The organism is Sphingomonas canaveralia (assembly GCF_047238125.1).
Taxonomy (GTDB): Bacteria; Pseudomonadota; Alphaproteobacteria; order Sphingomonadales; family Sphingomonadaceae; genus JBDFMH01.
The window spans coordinates 407,534-423,337 of sequence record NZ_JBDFMH010000001.1; the positions used below are offsets into that span (position 1 = coordinate 407,534).

Annotated in this window: 17 protein-coding genes; 9 read left to right on the forward strand and 8 right to left on the reverse strand. The window is 68.2% G+C overall.

The window, feature by feature from the left end:
* Positions 1–65: 65 nt before the first annotated feature.
* Positions 66–1,046 carry an NAD(P)H-dependent flavin oxidoreductase gene (locus ABC347_RS01995; protein WP_413246981.1) on the reverse strand — a complete coding sequence of 327 codons (981 nt, stop codon included), beginning with the start codon at positions 1,044–1,046 and terminating at the stop codon, positions 66–68.
* A gap of 172 nt (positions 1,047–1,218) precedes the next feature.
* Between ABC347_RS01995 and ABC347_RS02000 the strand changes: the two genes are divergently transcribed.
* A complete protein-coding gene (locus tag ABC347_RS02000; RefSeq protein WP_413244113.1) occupies positions 1,219–2,283 on the forward strand; it encodes a phospholipase A in 1,065 nt (354 codons plus the stop codon).
* Here ABC347_RS02000 and ABC347_RS02005 read toward each other — a convergent pair whose 3' ends face one another.
* A complete protein-coding gene (locus ABC347_RS02005) occupies positions 2,284–2,955 on the reverse strand; it encodes a L,D-transpeptidase family protein (RefSeq protein WP_413244114.1) in 672 nt (223 codons plus the stop codon).
* Positions 2,956–3,060: 105 nt separating this feature from the next.
* Here ABC347_RS02005 and ABC347_RS02010 point away from each other — a divergent pair, with 105 nt between their 5' ends.
* Both ABC347_RS02010 and ABC347_RS02015 read left to right on the forward strand, forming a co-directional pair.
* Positions 3,061–3,849 (forward strand): tryptophan 2,3-dioxygenase, encoded by a 789-nt coding sequence (locus ABC347_RS02010; protein ID WP_413244115.1) that lies wholly within the window; start codon positions 3,061–3,063, stop codon positions 3,847–3,849.
* Positions 3,850–4,761, forward strand: coding sequence for an alpha/beta hydrolase (locus tag ABC347_RS02015; protein WP_413244116.1), 912 nt, complete (start codon positions 3,850–3,852; stop codon positions 4,759–4,761). It abuts the gene before it with no gap.
* Here the strand turns inward: ABC347_RS02015 and ABC347_RS02020 are convergent.
* Complete coding sequence (locus tag ABC347_RS02020) at positions 4,697–5,602, reverse strand: alpha/beta fold hydrolase (protein ID WP_413244117.1); 906 nt, start codon at positions 5,600–5,602, stop codon at positions 4,697–4,699. The two genes, ABC347_RS02015 and ABC347_RS02020, sit on opposite strands and share 65 nt — an antisense overlap.
* A gap of 101 nt (positions 5,603–5,703) precedes the next feature.
* Here ABC347_RS02020 and ABC347_RS02025 point away from each other — a divergent pair, with 101 nt between their 5' ends.
* Positions 5,704–6,369 (forward strand): DUF969 domain-containing protein, encoded by a 666-nt coding sequence (locus tag ABC347_RS02025; RefSeq protein ID WP_413244118.1) that lies wholly within the window; start codon positions 5,704–5,706, stop codon positions 6,367–6,369.
* Entirely contained in the window at positions 6,366–7,307 is a 942-nt protein-coding gene (locus ABC347_RS02030; protein WP_413244119.1) for a DUF979 domain-containing protein, read from the forward strand. Before ABC347_RS02025 ends, ABC347_RS02030 begins: the two co-directional genes overlap by 4 nt.
* 79 nt (positions 7,308–7,386) lie before the next feature.
* On the opposite strand, the gene ABC347_RS02035 is transcribed toward ABC347_RS02030, so the two are convergent.
* The 5 genes from ABC347_RS02035 to ABC347_RS02055 all read right to left on the reverse strand — a co-directional run bounded on the left by ABC347_RS02035 (position 7,387) and on the right by ABC347_RS02055 (position 11,691).
* Positions 7,387–8,037 (reverse strand): OmpA family protein, encoded by a 651-nt coding sequence (locus ABC347_RS02035; RefSeq protein ID WP_413244120.1) that lies wholly within the window; start codon positions 8,035–8,037, stop codon positions 7,387–7,389.
* A 124-nt stretch (positions 8,038–8,161) separates the two neighbouring features.
* On the reverse strand, positions 8,162–9,367 hold the full coding sequence (locus tag ABC347_RS02040; protein WP_413244121.1) for a toll/interleukin-1 receptor domain-containing protein: 1,206 nt from the start codon (positions 9,365–9,367) through the stop codon (positions 8,162–8,164).
* A 66-nt stretch (positions 9,368–9,433) separates the two neighbouring features.
* Positions 9,434–9,760 (reverse strand): PilZ domain-containing protein, encoded by a 327-nt coding sequence (locus ABC347_RS02045; protein WP_413244122.1) that lies wholly within the window; start codon positions 9,758–9,760, stop codon positions 9,434–9,436.
* 78 nt (positions 9,761–9,838) lie between these two features.
* Positions 9,839–10,144 (reverse strand): hypothetical protein, encoded by a 306-nt coding sequence (locus tag ABC347_RS02050; RefSeq protein WP_413244123.1) that lies wholly within the window; start codon positions 10,142–10,144, stop codon positions 9,839–9,841.
* A gap of 8 nt (positions 10,145–10,152) precedes the next feature.
* On the reverse strand, positions 10,153–11,691 hold the full coding sequence (locus tag ABC347_RS02055) for a L,D-transpeptidase family protein (RefSeq protein ID WP_413244124.1): 1,539 nt from the start codon (positions 11,689–11,691) through the stop codon (positions 10,153–10,155).
* A 134-nt stretch (positions 11,692–11,825) separates the two neighbouring features.
* Here ABC347_RS02055 and ABC347_RS02060 point away from each other — a divergent pair, with 134 nt between their 5' ends.
* The 4 genes from ABC347_RS02060 to ABC347_RS02075 are packed head-to-tail and all read left to right on the forward strand — an operon-like array spanning position 11,826 to position 15,752.
* The gene (locus ABC347_RS02060) at positions 11,826–12,455 is read left to right on the forward strand and encodes a murein L,D-transpeptidase catalytic domain family protein (protein WP_413244125.1); all 630 of its coding nucleotides are present in this window, start codon (positions 11,826–11,828) and stop codon (positions 12,453–12,455) included.
* Positions 12,452–13,438: a bile acid:sodium symporter family protein gene (locus tag ABC347_RS02065; RefSeq protein ID WP_413244126.1), complete on the forward strand. Its 987-nt coding sequence runs from the start codon at positions 12,452–12,454 to the stop codon at positions 13,436–13,438. The genes ABC347_RS02060 and ABC347_RS02065 overlap by 4 nt, the downstream gene beginning before the upstream one ends.
* The gene (locus tag ABC347_RS02070) at positions 13,435–14,748 is read left to right on the forward strand and encodes a M24 family metallopeptidase (RefSeq protein ID WP_413244127.1); all 1,314 of its coding nucleotides are present in this window, start codon (positions 13,435–13,437) and stop codon (positions 14,746–14,748) included. The genes ABC347_RS02065 and ABC347_RS02070 overlap by 4 nt, the downstream gene beginning before the upstream one ends.
* A complete protein-coding gene (locus ABC347_RS02075) occupies positions 14,748–15,752 on the forward strand; it encodes a LacI family DNA-binding transcriptional regulator (protein WP_413244128.1) in 1,005 nt (334 codons plus the stop codon). The genes ABC347_RS02070 and ABC347_RS02075 overlap by 1 nt, the downstream gene beginning before the upstream one ends.
* Positions 15,753–15,804 lie beyond the last annotated feature (52 nt).

Below are 15,804 nucleotides of genomic sequence, written 5' to 3' on the forward strand. Positions count from 1 at the left end.
ATCTGGCTACCCGCCAACGATGATCAAGACGTTAACCTTGTTGCGGATTCTGCGGAAATTTCGGCTTAACGCCGCGCCAGGGCGGCTTCCGCCTCGTCCGCCAGCGTCGCCAATATGTCCGCGATCGGTTCTTCCTTCGTGACCATGCCGACCGACTGGCCGGCCATGATCGATCCATTGTCGATGTCGCCATCGATCACCGCACGGCGCAGCGCGCCTGCCCAGTAATGCTCGATCTGCAGCTGCGCCTCGGCCATGGCGACGCGACCTTCGTCCAGCGCCTGCGCCACTTCGCGCTGCTTGGCAGTGAACAGTTCGGTCGATGCGTTCTTCAGCGCGCGGACAGGGATGACGGGCAGCCGCGGATCGATTTGCACACTGGCGATCGCGTCACGGGCGGATGCGCGGATGAACGCCTTCTTGAATGCGGGATGCGCGATGCACTCGGTCGCGCACACGAAGCGCGTGCCCAGCTGCACGCCGGCCGCGCCCATTTCCAGATAGCCTGCGATCGCCTCGCCGCGGCCGATGCCCCCGGCCACGAACACGGGCAGCTGGTCGGCGATCACCGGCAGCATTTCCTGCGCCAGCACGCTGGTCGATACCGGCCCGATATGGCCGCCTGCTTCCATCCCCTCGATCACCAAGGCATCGACACCGGAGCGGATCAGCTTCTTGGCCAGGCTGAGCGCCGGGGCAAAGCAGATCAGCTTGGCGCCCGACGCCTTGATCCGATCGATCGATCCGGCCGGCGGCAGCCCGCCCGCCAGCACGACATGGCCGACCCGGTGGCTTGCGCAGACATCGATCAGCGCGGTCAGGTCGGGGTGCATCGTGATCAGGTTCACGCCGAACGGCCGGTCTGTCAGCGCCTTGGTACCCGCGATCTCGGCATCCAGCAGCGCGGGCGTCATGGCGCCGCATGCGATCACGCCGAACCCGCCTGCGTTCGACATCGCCGCCACCAGGTTGCGCTCGCTGACCCACGACATCGCTCCCGCCATGATCGCGACATCGCTGCCGAGGAAGGCCGCGCCGCGCGTCATCAAGGCGTTCAGTCGGTCGTGCGTCATGATCGGATCGGGTCCCGTCCAGCGTCTGGTCGCGCCGGCCCTAGCCGGGTGCGGGGCGCGGTGCCACCGTTTCAGCATCGGAACATTCGCGCGGCTCGGGCGTCCGGCGGCGATGCGCACGCTTCTTACCGCCGTCTCCCTCCTGATGATCGCATCGCCCGCCATGGCCGCGCCCGAACTGACGATCGGCCGGGTCGAGCAGACGGGCGCGGTCGAGATCATCGTGCTCAACCCCGATCCCGGCGCTGCCCACTATGCTGTGCCCGAACGGATCACCGCCGGCACTGCCGTGCTCACCCGCGCAGCAGGGCAGGCCGCAACGGTGGCGGTGCCGGCCGGCGGGTTTGCCCGGCTCGCGTTCGTGGCGGACAAGCCATCGCAGGTGGCGGGCATCGCGGTGCCGTTGCCCGCGCCGCTGCCGGCGGATGACGCGCAGATGGCCGCCGCTGCAGTGCCGCCGCCGCCGTCGGCCGATGGCGATCGCGGCAATGCCTTCCTCGGCAACCTTTCCGCTTATGAACCGATCTATGCGGTCTATGGCCCGGGTACCAACAGCGATGCCCGGCTGCAGATCAGCTTCAAATATCAGCTGTTCGGGGATCCCGGCGCGGTCGGCCCCGGCGCGCCTGCGCTGAACGGGCTGCACTTCGCCTTCACGCAGCGGTTGTTCTGGAACCTCGGTGCCGACTCCTCGCCGTTCCGCAACGTCGATTACATGCCCGAGATCTTCTATCTCGTTCCCGCCCGCCCGGTCGGGCAGGGACGCCTGCTGCTGGGCGGGCAGATCGGTGCGCGGCACGAAAGCAACGGCCGCGACGGGCTGGAGTCGCGCAGCCTGAACACGGTCTACATCCAGCCGACCGCCACGGTGCCGGTCGGCGACTACAAGCTGACGGTAGGGCCGCGGCTGTGGGCCTATGTCGGCGACACGTCCGACAATCCCGATATCCGTCGCTATCGCGGCAACACCGGCCTGTTCGCCGAATTCGGGCAGGATGACGGGCTTCGCTTCAGCGCAACCGGCCGCATGAACCTCGGAAACGGCAAGGGCGCGATCGATACGCAGCTTTCCTATCCGCTCGATCGCATCGTCGCGTCCAACCTGAACCTCTATGTGTTCGGCCAGGCCTTTGCCGGCTATGGCGAAAATCTGCTCGACTATGATCGCGTCCAGCGCCGTGTACGGATAGGCATCGGCATCGTGCGCTGATCAGGCCGGCTTGATCGCCTCGCCCATGTCCAGCCGCTTGCCGTTGGTCACGATCACCGTATCGCCATGGCGGACGACCTTGAACAACTTCCGGGCAAAGGCGGTCGGCACACCGACACAGCCATGCGTGGCGCGGCCGTACACCACATCGGCTCCGTGGATCGAGATGCCGTCATTGGTCAGCCGCAGCATGTAGGGCATCGGCGCGCCATAGAGATTGGAGATATGGTCCGCGTCCTTCTGGCTGACCTGGAACGCGCCGAGCGGGGTCGGCTTCTCGTCCGCGCCATAGAGGATCACAGCGCTCCCGATTTCGTAACCGCCGCGGAATACCGACAGCGTCTGGGCGGCCAGATCGATCGTGACCACGATCGGCCCTTGCGGCGCGCCGCTCTCGTCCCAGACCGAATCGCCGTGGCGGAACGGGGCCGGCACGTCGAGGATACGGCGAACGACGAACGGCTCCGGCTTGGGCCGGGGTGGGATCGGTGTCGCGCGTGCGATTGCCACGGGTGCCGGTGCCGGTGCCGGCGGTGGTGCCGGCACGACGCGGATCTCGGGCTGCGGGGTTGCCACATCGCGCGGTGCCGCCAGGAGGGATGCGATCGCCGCCCCGCCGGCCGTAGCCAGCATCAGCACCGCCATCGTGCGGGGGCTGAACGTGCCCGCCATCGATCCCATCTCCCCTTGGCCAGTGCCCGCTGTGCGCGATGCGCGGTTAAGATCAGGTGAGGCGCAGTATATCGCAGCGGCGCGCCGCGGGCTATTCCACCCGTCATGACCGATATGACCTATGCCCGCTATCTGGCGCTCGATGATCTTCTCGCCAGCCAGCATCCGATCTCGCCGGAACATGACGAGCTTCTGTTCATCGTCATTCACCAGACCAAGGAATTATGGCTGAAACAGATGATCGCGGAGCTGCACCAGGCGATGGCGCTGGTGCGCGACGATGCGCTGGTCGAAGCCTACAAGATCCTCGCCCGGGTCAGCCGTATTCAGGCGGTGATGACTCTGTCCTGGGATGTGCTGACGACGATGACGCCGTCCGACTACACCCGTTTCCGCGGCGTGCTGGGCGGCTCGTCTGGCTTCCAGTCCGATCAGTTCCGTACCGTGGAATTCCTGCTCGGGCTGAAGGCTGCGGGCCATCTCGACTATCAGGCGGATCGTCCGGAAGCGCGCGCCGCGCTCGAAGCTGCTTTACATGCGCCAAGCCTGTGGGATGAAGCGAACCGCGCGCTCGCCCGCGCCGGCTTCGATCTGCCGATGCATGTTCTCGAGCGCGATTGGTCGCAGCCTTACCAGCCGGATGCCGTAGTGGAACGCGCTTGGGCCGAGGTTTATCGCGGCACGGAGCGCTGGTGGGAGCTCTATCAGCTTGCCGAAAAGCTGGTCGATCTCGACGATGCGCTCGCCAACTGGCGACACAAGCATGTGCTGACGGTCAGCCGCATCATCGGCGGCAAGCGTGGCACCGGCGGCACCGCGGGCGTGCCGTATCTGCAATCCACGGTCGCAAAGCGCTGTTTCCCCGAACTCTGGACATTGCGGACCTTGCTCTGAATGGCACGGTGGCTGGCGTTCGGGTCTGCGGCGGGCCTAGCGCTCGGTCTACTGGCGAGCTGGCTGGCCGGATCGGCGATGGTCGCACCCCGGCCGATGGCGATCTCAGATCCACCCTCGCCGGCCAAAGCGATGACAACCGTCGCGTCCGATGGCGCCACGGTCGCCGGAAGCTACTGGCCCGGGCGGGCCGCAGACACGCCGGCAGTCCTGATGCTCCATGGGGTGCAATCGAACCGCCTGCAGCACGCGGCAACGGCGGGGTGGCTGGCCGCGCGTGGTTATGCAGTGTTGGCGATCGACTTCCGGGGGCATGGCGAGAGCGCCCCGCGTCCGCGCAGCTTCGGCGTGAACGAAGCGCGCGACGCAGCGGCCGCGCTGGCCTGGCTCCGCAGGCGCCAGCCGGCGCGCCGCATCGCTGTGGTGGGCGCGTCGATGGGCGGCGCCGCCGCGCTGCTGGGCGAAGATGGTCCGCTCGATGTCGACGCGCTGGTGCTGCAGGCCGTCTACCCCGATATCCGCCACGCGATCCGAAATCGGATCGCCGAACGCCTCGGCCGCCCGATCGCGACGCTTCTGGAGCCGCTGCTGTCCTTCCAGACGCGGGCCCGGCTCGGCGTATGGCCGGACGCCATCTCCCCGATGACCGCGATCGCCGCGTTCAAGGCGCCCGTGCTGGTGATCGGCGGGGGGAATGACCGGTCGACACCCCCGGCAGAAACGCGCGCATTGGCGGGCGCAGTACCAAGGCTGGCGAGCCTGTGGATCGTGCCCGGCCTCGGCCATGCCGAAACCACCGGGCTTGCAAGCAACGACTATCGCCGCCGGCTCGCCCGCTTTCTTGTCGCTACGATAGGAGCGCCAGCACCGCCCGCAGCGCCGCGACGGTTGCCAGCGGCTGATCGATCATGACGTGGTGGCCGGCGTCGGGGATGCCGATCAGCGGCATATCGGGGGCGTCGCGGCGCAGGCCTTCCAGAATTTCGTCGGTCACGATCAGCGATCGATCGCCGTAGATCGTCGCGATCGGGATCTGTGCGCGCTTCAGGTTGATGCGGCTGTCGGTCAGCGTCACCTTCGCGCCATAGTCATTGTCGAAAGCCCAGCCGAGCCCGCCGTCGACCGGGCGGAACGAGCGCCGCGCGATCCCATCGGCGATGTAATCGTTGGCGCATGCCTGGGGCGGCATCAGCCGATAGCGCGCAAGGCCGTCCTCCAGCGTCGCGAAAGGCGGACGCGGTGGCGATCGCATGCCCTGGTTCGCCTCGGACCGCACCATATTCACCGATGCGTCGATCACGATCGCGGCCGAAAGCCAGGGTTCGGGATCGGCGGCGGCAAGCACGGTCGGCGCCCCGCCGAAGCTGTGGCCGGCGGCGGCCGGCGCGCCGGCCGCATCGAGCGCCGCCGCGCGCACCACTGCGCGCATCTCGTCGGCATGCTGCGCGATCGAATAGGCGTTGCGCCGGTCCGATCCCCCCATGCCCGACAGCGAAAGCGCAGCCACGCGCCGGCCCGTGGCCAGCATCGGTGCCAAGTGCGCCCACCAGTGCGCATGCGCCCAGCCGCCATGCACCAGCAGCAGCCCGGGTGCGCCGATCTCGCCCCACGTGAGATACTCGATCCGCGCGCCATCCACTTCGACGAAGGCGGGGGCAGGGCAGGCGGCCATCGCAGCGGCGTACCATTCGGGCGCGGGGGGTACCGCCCCGGCATAGCGGGCGAGGATGTAGCGGTCGTCGGTTCCGGACATGGCGGTGCTCATGGCCGCAAGTGGCGCGGCTTCCAAGCGATTGTTGGCGCGCGCCTGCGGAGCCGCTAGCACCGGACCCGACACCGCAAGGGAGAGCGCGGATGAGCCAATATCTGCCGCTGGCCGGCATCCTGGTGGTGGTGATCGGCTTTCTGCTGCGGATCAATCCGCTGCTGGTGGTGGCGGCTGCGGCCCTGGCGACGGGGCTCGGCGCGGGAATGAGCCCGCTCGCGCTGCTGGCAGCGTTCGGCAAAGCCTATAACGACAATCGCTACATCGCGATCATCTGGATCGTCCTACCCGTGATCGGGCTGCTGGAACGGCACGGGCTGCAGGAACGCGCCCGCCTGCTGATCACCGATCTGCGCGGCGCGACCGTCGGTCGCCTGCTTTTGGCCTATCTGCTGTTCCGCCAGATCACCGCGGCGCTGGGGCTGACATCGATCGCCGGCCATGCCCAGACGGTCCGGCCGCTGGTGGCGCCGATGGCGGAGGCGGCGGCGGCACAGCAGCAGCCTGGCATCGATCCGGACGGCCGCGAACGCGTGAAGGCGATGGCTGCCGCCACCGATAATATCGGACTGTTCTTCGGCGAGGATATCTTCCTGGCGATCGCCTCGATCCTGCTGATCAAGGGCTTTCTGGAAGGCTATGGCATCGTGCTGGAACCGCTCCAGCTGTCGGTCTGGGCGATCCCGACCGCGATCGCCGCCTTCATGATCCACGGCGCGCGGCTGCTGATGATGGATCGGCGGTACGGGCGATGATCGGGCTCGGCTTCGTTTATCTGCTGGCGGGCATCATGTTCGCGCTGTTTGCAGGCCTTACGCTGGCCGATGCCGCGCACCCGCGACGGATCGGCACCGCGGCCTTCTGGGGGCTGGTCGCGCTCAGCTTCCTGGCCGGGGATCGGTTGGGCGATCTCGGCAACGGCGTGCTGGTGGTCGTGCTGGTGACGCTCGCCGGCGCCGGGGCGCTCGGCCGGAGTGCCCCGCAGACCAGCACGGTCGAGGAGCGGCTGGCGGAAGCGGCGCACCGCCGCAACCGGCTGTTCATCCCGGCATTGATCGTCCCCGCCACCGCGCTGGGCGGCACCTTCCTGTTCAAGGCGGTGCCCGGCATCGTGGAGACGAAACAGGTCACGCTCGTCAGCCTGGCGCTCGGCGTGTTGCTCGCGCTGGCCGCCTGTTACGCCTGGCTGCGTCCGCGTGCAGCCGCGCCGTTCCAGGAAGGGCGGCGGCTGATGGATGCGGTCGGCTGGGCGGCTGTGCTGCCACAGATGCTGGCCGCGCTCGGTGCCGTCTTCGCGCTGGCGGGCGTGGGGGAAATCGTCGGCGGTCTCGCCGGTGCGGCCATCCCGCAGGGCAGCCGCATCGTCGCTGTCGCGGCCTATGGCGTGGGCATGGCGCTGTTCACCATCGTGATGGGCAATGCCTTTGCCGCCTTCCCGGTGATGACTGCGGCGATCGCGATCCCGCTGCTCATCCGCGGTGATGGCGGCGATCCTGCGGTGATCGCTGCGATCGGCATGCTCTGTGGTTTCTGCGGTACGTTGCTCACGCCGATGGCGGCGAATTTCAACATCGTGCCGGCGGCATTGCTCGAACTGAAGGATCGCAACGGCGTGATCCGCGCGCAGGTTGCTACGGCGATCCCGCTGCTGGCAATCAACATCATGCTGATCTGGTGGTTCGGGTTCGACTGAGCCGGCGGCGCTGTCGCGCCGCCGGCTCTCCCCTGGAAAGGGTCCGCCCGCCGCGATCGCGCGCGGCGGGAGGTTCGGTTCAGTTCAGCACCACTGCCATCACGCGGCGGTTCGTCGCCGAAGTGGCGGGCACGCCCGGCAGCGGCCGGCTGGAGCCGAGCCCCACGACTTCGAGGCGGCTGGCATCGACACCCGCCGAGACCAGATAATCGGCCGTCGATTGGGCACGGCGTTGCGAAAGCGCGCGGTTGGACGTGGCCGATCCCACGGCATCGGTATGCCCTTCGATCCGGAGCCGGTGGCTCGCCAGCTTCGGTGTCTCAAGTGCGGTGGCCAGCTTGGCGAGGCGGGCCTTGGCACCTTCGGTCAGCGTCGCCGATCCCGATGCGAAATCCAGCTTCAGGTTCGCGGCGCCCGGCTGGGCCGGTGCAGCGGCGCGCGGTGCGCTGGCGGGCGCGGCGGATGCCATCGCCTGGCCGTTGGCCGGTGCGATCCGAGCGGTTTCCCCCGCAGCGCGCGAACGAGCGAAGGTGAAGCCGCGGGTGCTGGACGTGCGCGCGCCGCTCGGGGCGGCGGCGGTGGGCGCGTTAGCGACGGCTGCCGGGGCGTCGCAGTCGCCGGTCAGTTCACAGACGAAGCCGTTGACCTCGGCATCGGGTTCCGCAGCGAACGCAATGCCGGTTGACGCGAGAAGCAGCGCGAGGGCACCGATCTTGAACGTGGCACGCATTGGATTCTCCTGAATTCATGTCGATCGGCAGCGCAGTCTGCATCCCGATCGTTGCCATGCTTTTACACCAGTTCGCCCGAGTCGCGTTGTGATATTGGGCACGGGGGCGGCATGAATTCGCCGATCATTGCGGCCGGATATTGTACCAGACCATCTCGGCTTCGGCGTCGGTACCTTCGGTTACCCGGCCAAGATAATCGGCAAAGGCCTTGGCTTCCTGCACCGTGCCCTGCGGTGGCTGCTCGGGCAGGGGCTTCGATCCCGTCACCAGAAGCAAGCCGGTCCATCCGACATGGTCGGACCGCACCGAGAATTCGTAGCCGCGATCGCCTTCCTTCACGAGGCCGACGTCGTAATCCTTGAGCGCCTCGAGCGCGGCGAAGTCGTTCAGCACCCAGGTTACCTTGCCGGACGGCTCGAGCCCGAACAGCGCCATCGCGCGGTCACCGCCGTCGAAGTTCAGCTTCACGCGTGCCTCGGCGAGATTGGTGCCTGCGATCTGGCCGACGCCTTCGCTGTTCACGCGCAGGCGGGTGCCTTCCTCCTTGCGCAGCCGTCGGGGCACGTCGATCGCGGGGCAGCCGGCCGATCCGATCCGCGCGATCCGGTCGGTCGTCACCGTCATCGGCATGCCTTCGCCGCGATAAAGGCTGCGGATCGTCTCGCCCGCGCGCTCGGGGTCGTCCGAAACGCCGGTCAGCACCAGCTTGCCGGCGGATCCGTTGTCGACCGGATCGACCTGCAGCCACGCGCACGGGATCGCCGCCAACCGCGCCAGCACCATCTGCTCGGCGCTCTCGCGGCTTTCCCATGGCTTCAGAAGGAACAGCGCTGCCGCTGCCACGATCAGCACGGCGGCGACGAGCAGCGCGATCAGCTTGCCCTTGCCCTGCTTGGGCGGCGCCTCGTCTTCGAAGGCACCGGCGGGCAGCGCGGCCAGCCGTTTCTGGACAGCATCGACCAGCTTGTCGAGCTTGCGATCGCGCGCGCCGCTCCAGCCGCCCATGTCCACCGTCTGTAGACCGGTGAAGCCGAACGGCGGGGCCACCTTGTCGAGCAGTACGCCAAGATAGGCGCCGCGATCGCGCGGTCCCGCGGCCTCGGTCGCCACATGGCGGCCATCCCCACGCGCGGTCGATGCGGTTGACCAGAGCACGACCACCACCCAGGCCATTTCCAGCGCGCTCGCAAACGTCTCGCGCCGGCTCGCGCCCGGCGGCACCGGCTGGTCGCCGACCACGATCACGCCCTTGTCGCGCAGCGCGGCGATGATCGCGTCCGCCCGCGGCTTGTCCTCCGGCTCGTAAGAGACGAAGACGATATCGCTCATTCGACTGGCCCCCAACACCCGACCGCCAAGCAATGCGACCGAATCACAGCGCGGGCAAGAGGTGCGTCAGGCGGTCGGCACGAACCGCGAGAGGACGGCTGCGTGCAGCGGCGTCAGAAAAGCGCAGCCGATCCGCGCACCGCGAACCCAGCAGACCCGGGCCTGCTGCGGCTCGATACCCGGCAGCCGCAGCCACACCTGGGTGCCGATGCGGACTTTCTCAAAGGTTTCGGTCTGGAAGCCGTCGGTCGAAAGATCGATCAGCTGCACGGGCGCACCCGATGCGCCTTGCTGGCGCAAGGCAGCGTCCAGCTTGACCGACAATCGACGCGCGCGGCGGGGCGCCTGCTCGGACGCCGGGGCGGCCATGTCGAGATGGGCGGATACAGTCATACGCACGTCCTGAATCGATGTGACGTGCGTAGCAGCCTATCCCTACCGAACCGTTAAGCCGGCAAACCCGAGACCTGGCTATTGCTCGGATTCGGCAGGGCTTTCCTCGCTATTGGCCGGCAGCCGTGCGGTCATGCCGGTCGCCTCGGCATCCTCCAGCGTCTGCTCGTCGATCGATGGCTCTGGCAGCGGCTCGGCAGCCACCGCCACGTTCTCCACCGGTGCGGGCTCCGCCGCGTTCGCAGGTTCGGGCTCGGGCTCGACCGGCGGCAGCGGCGCCTCGTAGCTGTCATTTTCGACCGGCGGCGGCGGCGGGGCGTTGCCCGAACAGGCGGCCAGCGCCAGGCCGGACGCGAGCAATGTGGCGGTGGCGATACGGATCATCGGTTTCCTCAACGAAGGGGGGCGCGGCTGGCAGTGACGGTCGGCGCGTCGGTGGTGGCGCCCTTGGCCGCCAGCTTGTCGGCCAGCAGCTTGTCCCACTTGTACGGATCGGCGCGCAGGCTGGTGGCACCGTTGCCGGATGCGAACGCCGTCCAATAGAGCAGATAGATGCTCACCGGCTGGGCGAGCTTCGCGCGCACCGTCTTGCCCTTGGCCAGCGCCTCGTCGATCGCGGTCGGCGTCCATTCGGGCGTCGTCGCGAACACTTCCTTGGCCAGTTCGACCGGTCGTTGCAGCCGCACGCAGCCATGGCTGGCCAGCCGGTCGAACTGATTGAACGTGGCCTGGGCCGGCGTGTCGTGCAGGTAGACGGCATAGGGATTGTCGAAATCGAACTTCAGCTTGCCCAGCGCGCTGCGCTCGGAGGATTGCTGCAGCCGCTTGCCGCCCTCCGGCGTCTCGATCACGCGGAAGCCGTTGCGCTTTAGATAGCCGGGATTCTTGCGCTCCTTGGGCCAGAGCTCCTTGGTCGCGATCGAGGTGGGCACGTTCCACGGCGGATTCAGCACCACGCTATGAATGCTCGATTGCAGCATCGGCGTTTCGTCGCCGGGCCGGCCGGTCACCGCGCGCATGGAGCTTACCGGCGTATCGCCTTCGAACCGGGTCAGCACCGCTGCAGCGATGTTAACCTGGATGCGATTGGTGGAAAGCTCGCGCGGCAGCCAGCGCCAGCGTTCCATGTTGGCCATGATCTGACCGATACGGTCATCGGTCGAAACGTTGAGCGCGGCCAGCGTCGCCGGGCCGAGCGTGCCGGTCGGCTCGACCCCGAACCGCTTCTGTGCGCGCTGCAGCGCGGTCTGCAGGGCCGTGTCGAACTCACCGGTAGCCGCTATCGTGTCGTCCTCGGCGCGCAGCCGCTTGCGCAGGCTCGCCACACGCGGGCCGGTCGCGCCCTTGCCGATTGGCGGTCCTTCCGCGATGCGCGGCCAGCCGCCCTTGTCGGCGATCGTCCGATAACGGGCCAGCGCCTTGCGCAGCCCATCATAGCCAGCATAGGGCGGCGGCAGATCGGCGATCCACTGCGCCAGCCGGCCATCCGCCACCGCGCGGTTGAAATCGGGCCACGGGTCATAAGGGGCCGGGCGCAGACCCCAATCCTCTGGAAAATCGGTCGGGGAGAGCTGGCCGTTGCGCAGCCGCACCGCCTGCGCCATCGCGGCGTCGATCAGTGCCGTGCGATCGGATGCGTCGGCAGACGGGATGCGCGCGGCCGCCAGCCCATGCTGGGGCGCATCGCGCAGCATCCGCACCAAAGCCTGGGCCTGCGCCTCAGTCAGCTGCGGATAAACCCGCGGCGCCGCCGGCGCGGCCGGCGGTAGCAGCTGGATCGGCGCGCCTGGCGCGGCATCCGGCGTGTAAGTCACGGCGTCGTCCACGGCCCCGGGCGCGGCCGACTGCGCGAACGCGGTCGCAGCGGGAGACAGCATCACCGCGGCGGCAAGCGCCAGATGGGTTGACCAGCGATCATTCAAGGGGAACATGGAACTCCACTCGCTCGGGTTGTGGGTGGCCCAGTTGCGAAAACCACAGGTAGCGCGCGAGGCCATCGCTTCGCAACGCTTCAGCGGCGGATCGGCACCGCTGGGCGAAATAAATCGGAGAAGCTGTCCCCCGCATGAAGATCGATCGTCGAATGCTGATCCGCGGGGCGGCGGCCTGCCTGGCGCAGGCTGCGCTGCCGGCGCGGGCGGAAGTGCCGTTCGCGGGCGGGCTGGCCGGTGCCGATCCGGGGCTCGATCCGCTGCTGCGCGCGCGTGCGCTGGATGCGCTGGCACGGCACAACGGCCGCTTCTGGTCGCGGGATCGGATTGGCATCGTCGACTATGGCAAGCCATCGTCGGTGCCGCGACTGCACATCGTCAACATCATCGATGGCACCACCCGCTCGATGCTGGTCGCGCACGGCAAGGGGTCCGATCCTGACCATACGGGCTTCGTCCAGCGCTTCTCGAACGTCGAAGGATCACTGTGCAGTTCGGAGGGCGCCTATCTCACCGGTCGCCGCTATGAAGGCGTGCACGGCGCCGCACGCCGGCTGGTCGGTCTCGATCTGACCAACGATCTGGCCGATCCGCGGGCCATCGTGATCCATTCGGCCTGGTATGTCGGGCCGGAGATCGTCGCCAAGCAGGGCGTGCTCGGCCGCAGCGACGGCTGCTTCGTCGTCTCGCCGGCCGAGATCGCGACGCTGCTGGCCGAACTGCCCGAGGGACGCCTGCTCTATTGCGGGGCTGCCGGACGGTGACGGCGGGCGGATTGCGGACGGCGGCGCGCGCGGTCGCGGATCCCTTCATCCTGCTGCTGGTCGGCACCGTCGTGCTGGCATCGCTGCTGCCGCCGCGCGGGCCGGCGGTCCCGCTGTTCGCGAATCTGGCCGATGGCGGCATCGTGCTGCTGTTTTTCCTCCATGGCGCGAAACTGTCGCGCGAGGCGATCTGGGCGGGCGCGCGCAACTGGCGGCTTCACCTGGCGGTGGTCGGAATGACTTTCCTCCTGTTCCCGCTGCTCGGCCTGGCCCTCGCTCAGCTGCCATTGCTCGATCCCACGCTGGCGGCGGGGATGCTGTTCCTGTGCCTGCTGCCGTCGACCGTGCAATCATCGATCGCCTTCACCTCGATCGCGGGGGGCAATGTCGTCGCGGCACTGTGCAGCGCGTCGCTGTCGCAGCTGATCGGCATCTTCGCGACACCGGCGCTGGTCGCGCTTACCATGAACGCGCATGCCGGCATGTCCTTCGACGCGCTCGAGAAGATTCTGCTGCTGCTGCTGGCGCCGTTTCTGGCCGGCCATTTCGCCAGGCCGCTGATCGGCGGCTTCGTCGCGCGTCACAAGGGGCTGGTCGGGCTGGTCGATCGCGGTTCGATCCTGCTGGTCGTCTATGTCGCGTTCGGGGCGGCGGTGGTCGGCGGGTTGTGGTCGCTGGTGTCGCTGATCGATCTGGTGACGGTGGTGGCGCTCAGCTGCGCGCTGCTGGCAGTCATCTTTTCTGCCAGCTGGGGTCTCGGCGGTCTGCTCGGCTTCGCGCGCGAGGATCGGATCGTGCTGTTGTTCTGCGGTTCGAAGAAGAGCCTCGTCGCGGGCGTGCCGATGGCAGGCATTCTGTTCGCGCCGACGCAGATCGGTATGATATTGCTGCCGATCATGCTGTTTCACCAGATCCAGCTGATCGCCTGCGCGATCCTCGCGCGGCGCTTCGCCACGATTGCCGGTCGGGAGAATATCGCATGAGGCGTCCGTTGATCGCTGCGCTGCTGCTGGCGGGCGCGCCCGCCCGCGCGCAGGAGCCGGCTCCCGCGATGCCGGCGATCGCGTCGCTGAAGGACCACGCGGCCACGCGCGATGCCTGGCTGGCGAAGCAACTCGATACGCTGCTGCCGCGACTGATGCGCGCGCACGGCATCGACATGTGGGTGCTGGTGGCGCGCGAATATGCCGAGGATCCGGTGCTTGCCACCATGCTGGATGCGCGCAGCTTCCATGCGCGCCGCCGCACTATCCTGGTGCTGTTCGATCCGGGCGGCGACAAGCCGATCGAGCGGCTGACCGTCAGCCGTTATGGGCTGGGTGGGCTGTTCGCGCCCGCCTGGGATCCGGCGGCCGAACCCCAGTGGGCGACAGTGGCAAAGCTGATCGCGGCCCGCGACCCCCGCCGCATCGCGCTTAACATATCGGCCGACAGCGCCTTTGCCGATGGCCTGACGGCCAGCCAGCATGATGCGCTGGTCGCTGCGCTGCCGCCGGCGCTCAGGCAGCGGATCGTGCCGGCCGGCGGGCTCGCGATCGATTGGCTGCAGACCCGCATTCCCGAAGAGCGCGCCGCCTATCCGGGGATCGTCCGCATCGCGCATGGCGTGATCGCGGAGGCCTTTTCGAGCCAGGTGATCCGCCCCGGCGAAACCCGCGCCGGCGATGTCGTCTGGTGGATGCGCGAAAAGGTCCGTGCGCTCGGCCTGTCGGTCTGGTTCCAGCCCTCGGTCTCGATCTTCCGGCAGGGCGCGGCCGAGCTTTCGGGAGACGAAGTGATCCTGCCCGGTGATCTGCTGTGGACCGATTTCGGTATCATGCATCTCGGTCTCGCCACCGATACCCAGCATCTGGGCTATGTGCTGAAGCCGGGCGAGCGAGAGGCTCCGGCTGGGCTGCGTGCCGGCCTTGCCGATGCCAATGCCGCGCAGGATGGGCTCGTCGCCGCGTTCAGGACCGGCGCGACCGGCAATGATCTGCTGCTGGTCGCGCGCAAGGCGGCCGCGGCGCGCGGTATCGATGCCAGCATCTATTCTCACCCGATCGGCCATCATGGCCACGGAGCGGGCCCGGCGATCGGCTTCTGGGACGATCAGGCGCCGGGCCCGCGCGGCGCCGGGCCGGTGCGTGCCGATACTTTCTGGTCGATCGAGCTGGCCGCCACGCGCGCGGTGCCCGAATGGGGCGGGCAGCGCGTGCCGTTCCGGCTGGAAGAGGACATGATCTTCGACGGCCGCGAGGTCATCTGGGCGGATGGCAGGCAGAATCGCTTCCACCTGATCGGCCGCGACTGATGCCCAACCGCTCCACCATTCGCGACGTTTCGGATCGGGCGGGGGTCTCGATCAAGACCGTATCGCGGGTCATCAACAAGGAACGCTATGTCCGCGATGCCACGCGGCTGAAAGTGGAAGCGGCGATGGCCGCGCTCGATTTCCGCCCGTCCGCCGCTGCCCGCGCCCTCGCCGGCGCGAAATCGTGGCAGGTCGCCGTGCTCTACGACAATCCCAGCCCCTATTATGTGTTCCACCTGCTGGCCGGCGTCCGCGAAGGGTGCCGCGAACGCGGCTTCCGGCTGATCCCGCACGAATGCGATGCCTTCGATCCGGCGCTGGTTGACGAGATCCGGGCCCTGTTCTTCGAGACGCACATCGATGGGCTGATCCTGTCGCCCCCGGTCGGCGAGAACCGCCCGCTGCTGGCCGAACTTTCCCGACGCAAGCTGCCGTTCGTGCGGATCGCGCCCGGCATCACCGATACGGCCGCGTCGGTCTCGATCGACGATGCCGCGGGGGCGGAAGCGATGACTGCGCATCTGATCGCGCTCGGCCACCGCCGGATCGGCTTCGTCAGTGGCCATCCCGGCCATCCCGCCAGTGCCGAGCGCGCGGCCGGCCATGCCCGCGCGCTGGCGGTGGCCGGAATCACGCCCGATCCTGCGCTGATGCGGCCGGGCCGCTTCGATTTTGCCAGCGGCCGTGCTGCCGGCGCCCAGCTGCTGGATCTGGCCGTGCCGCCGACTGCGATCTTCGCTGCCAACGACGATATGGCGGCGGGCGTGATGGCGATCGCACACGAACGTGGGCTGGCAGTGCCGGGCGACGTCTCGATCGCGGGGTTCGACGATACTGATCTGGCGGGGATGCTGTGGCCGCCGCTCACCAGCGTCCACCAGCCGACTCGCGAACTCGGCCATGCCGCGGCTGGCCTGCTGCTCGATGCCGCGGCGGGGCACCGCCTGCTCGACCATCAGCTGATCGTGCGCGGATCGACCGCGCCGCCGTCGGTACAAGGCTGATCGACGCCGGTCATCGCGCCGTCATCCGCCCGCGCCATTTGCAACCGTGCGG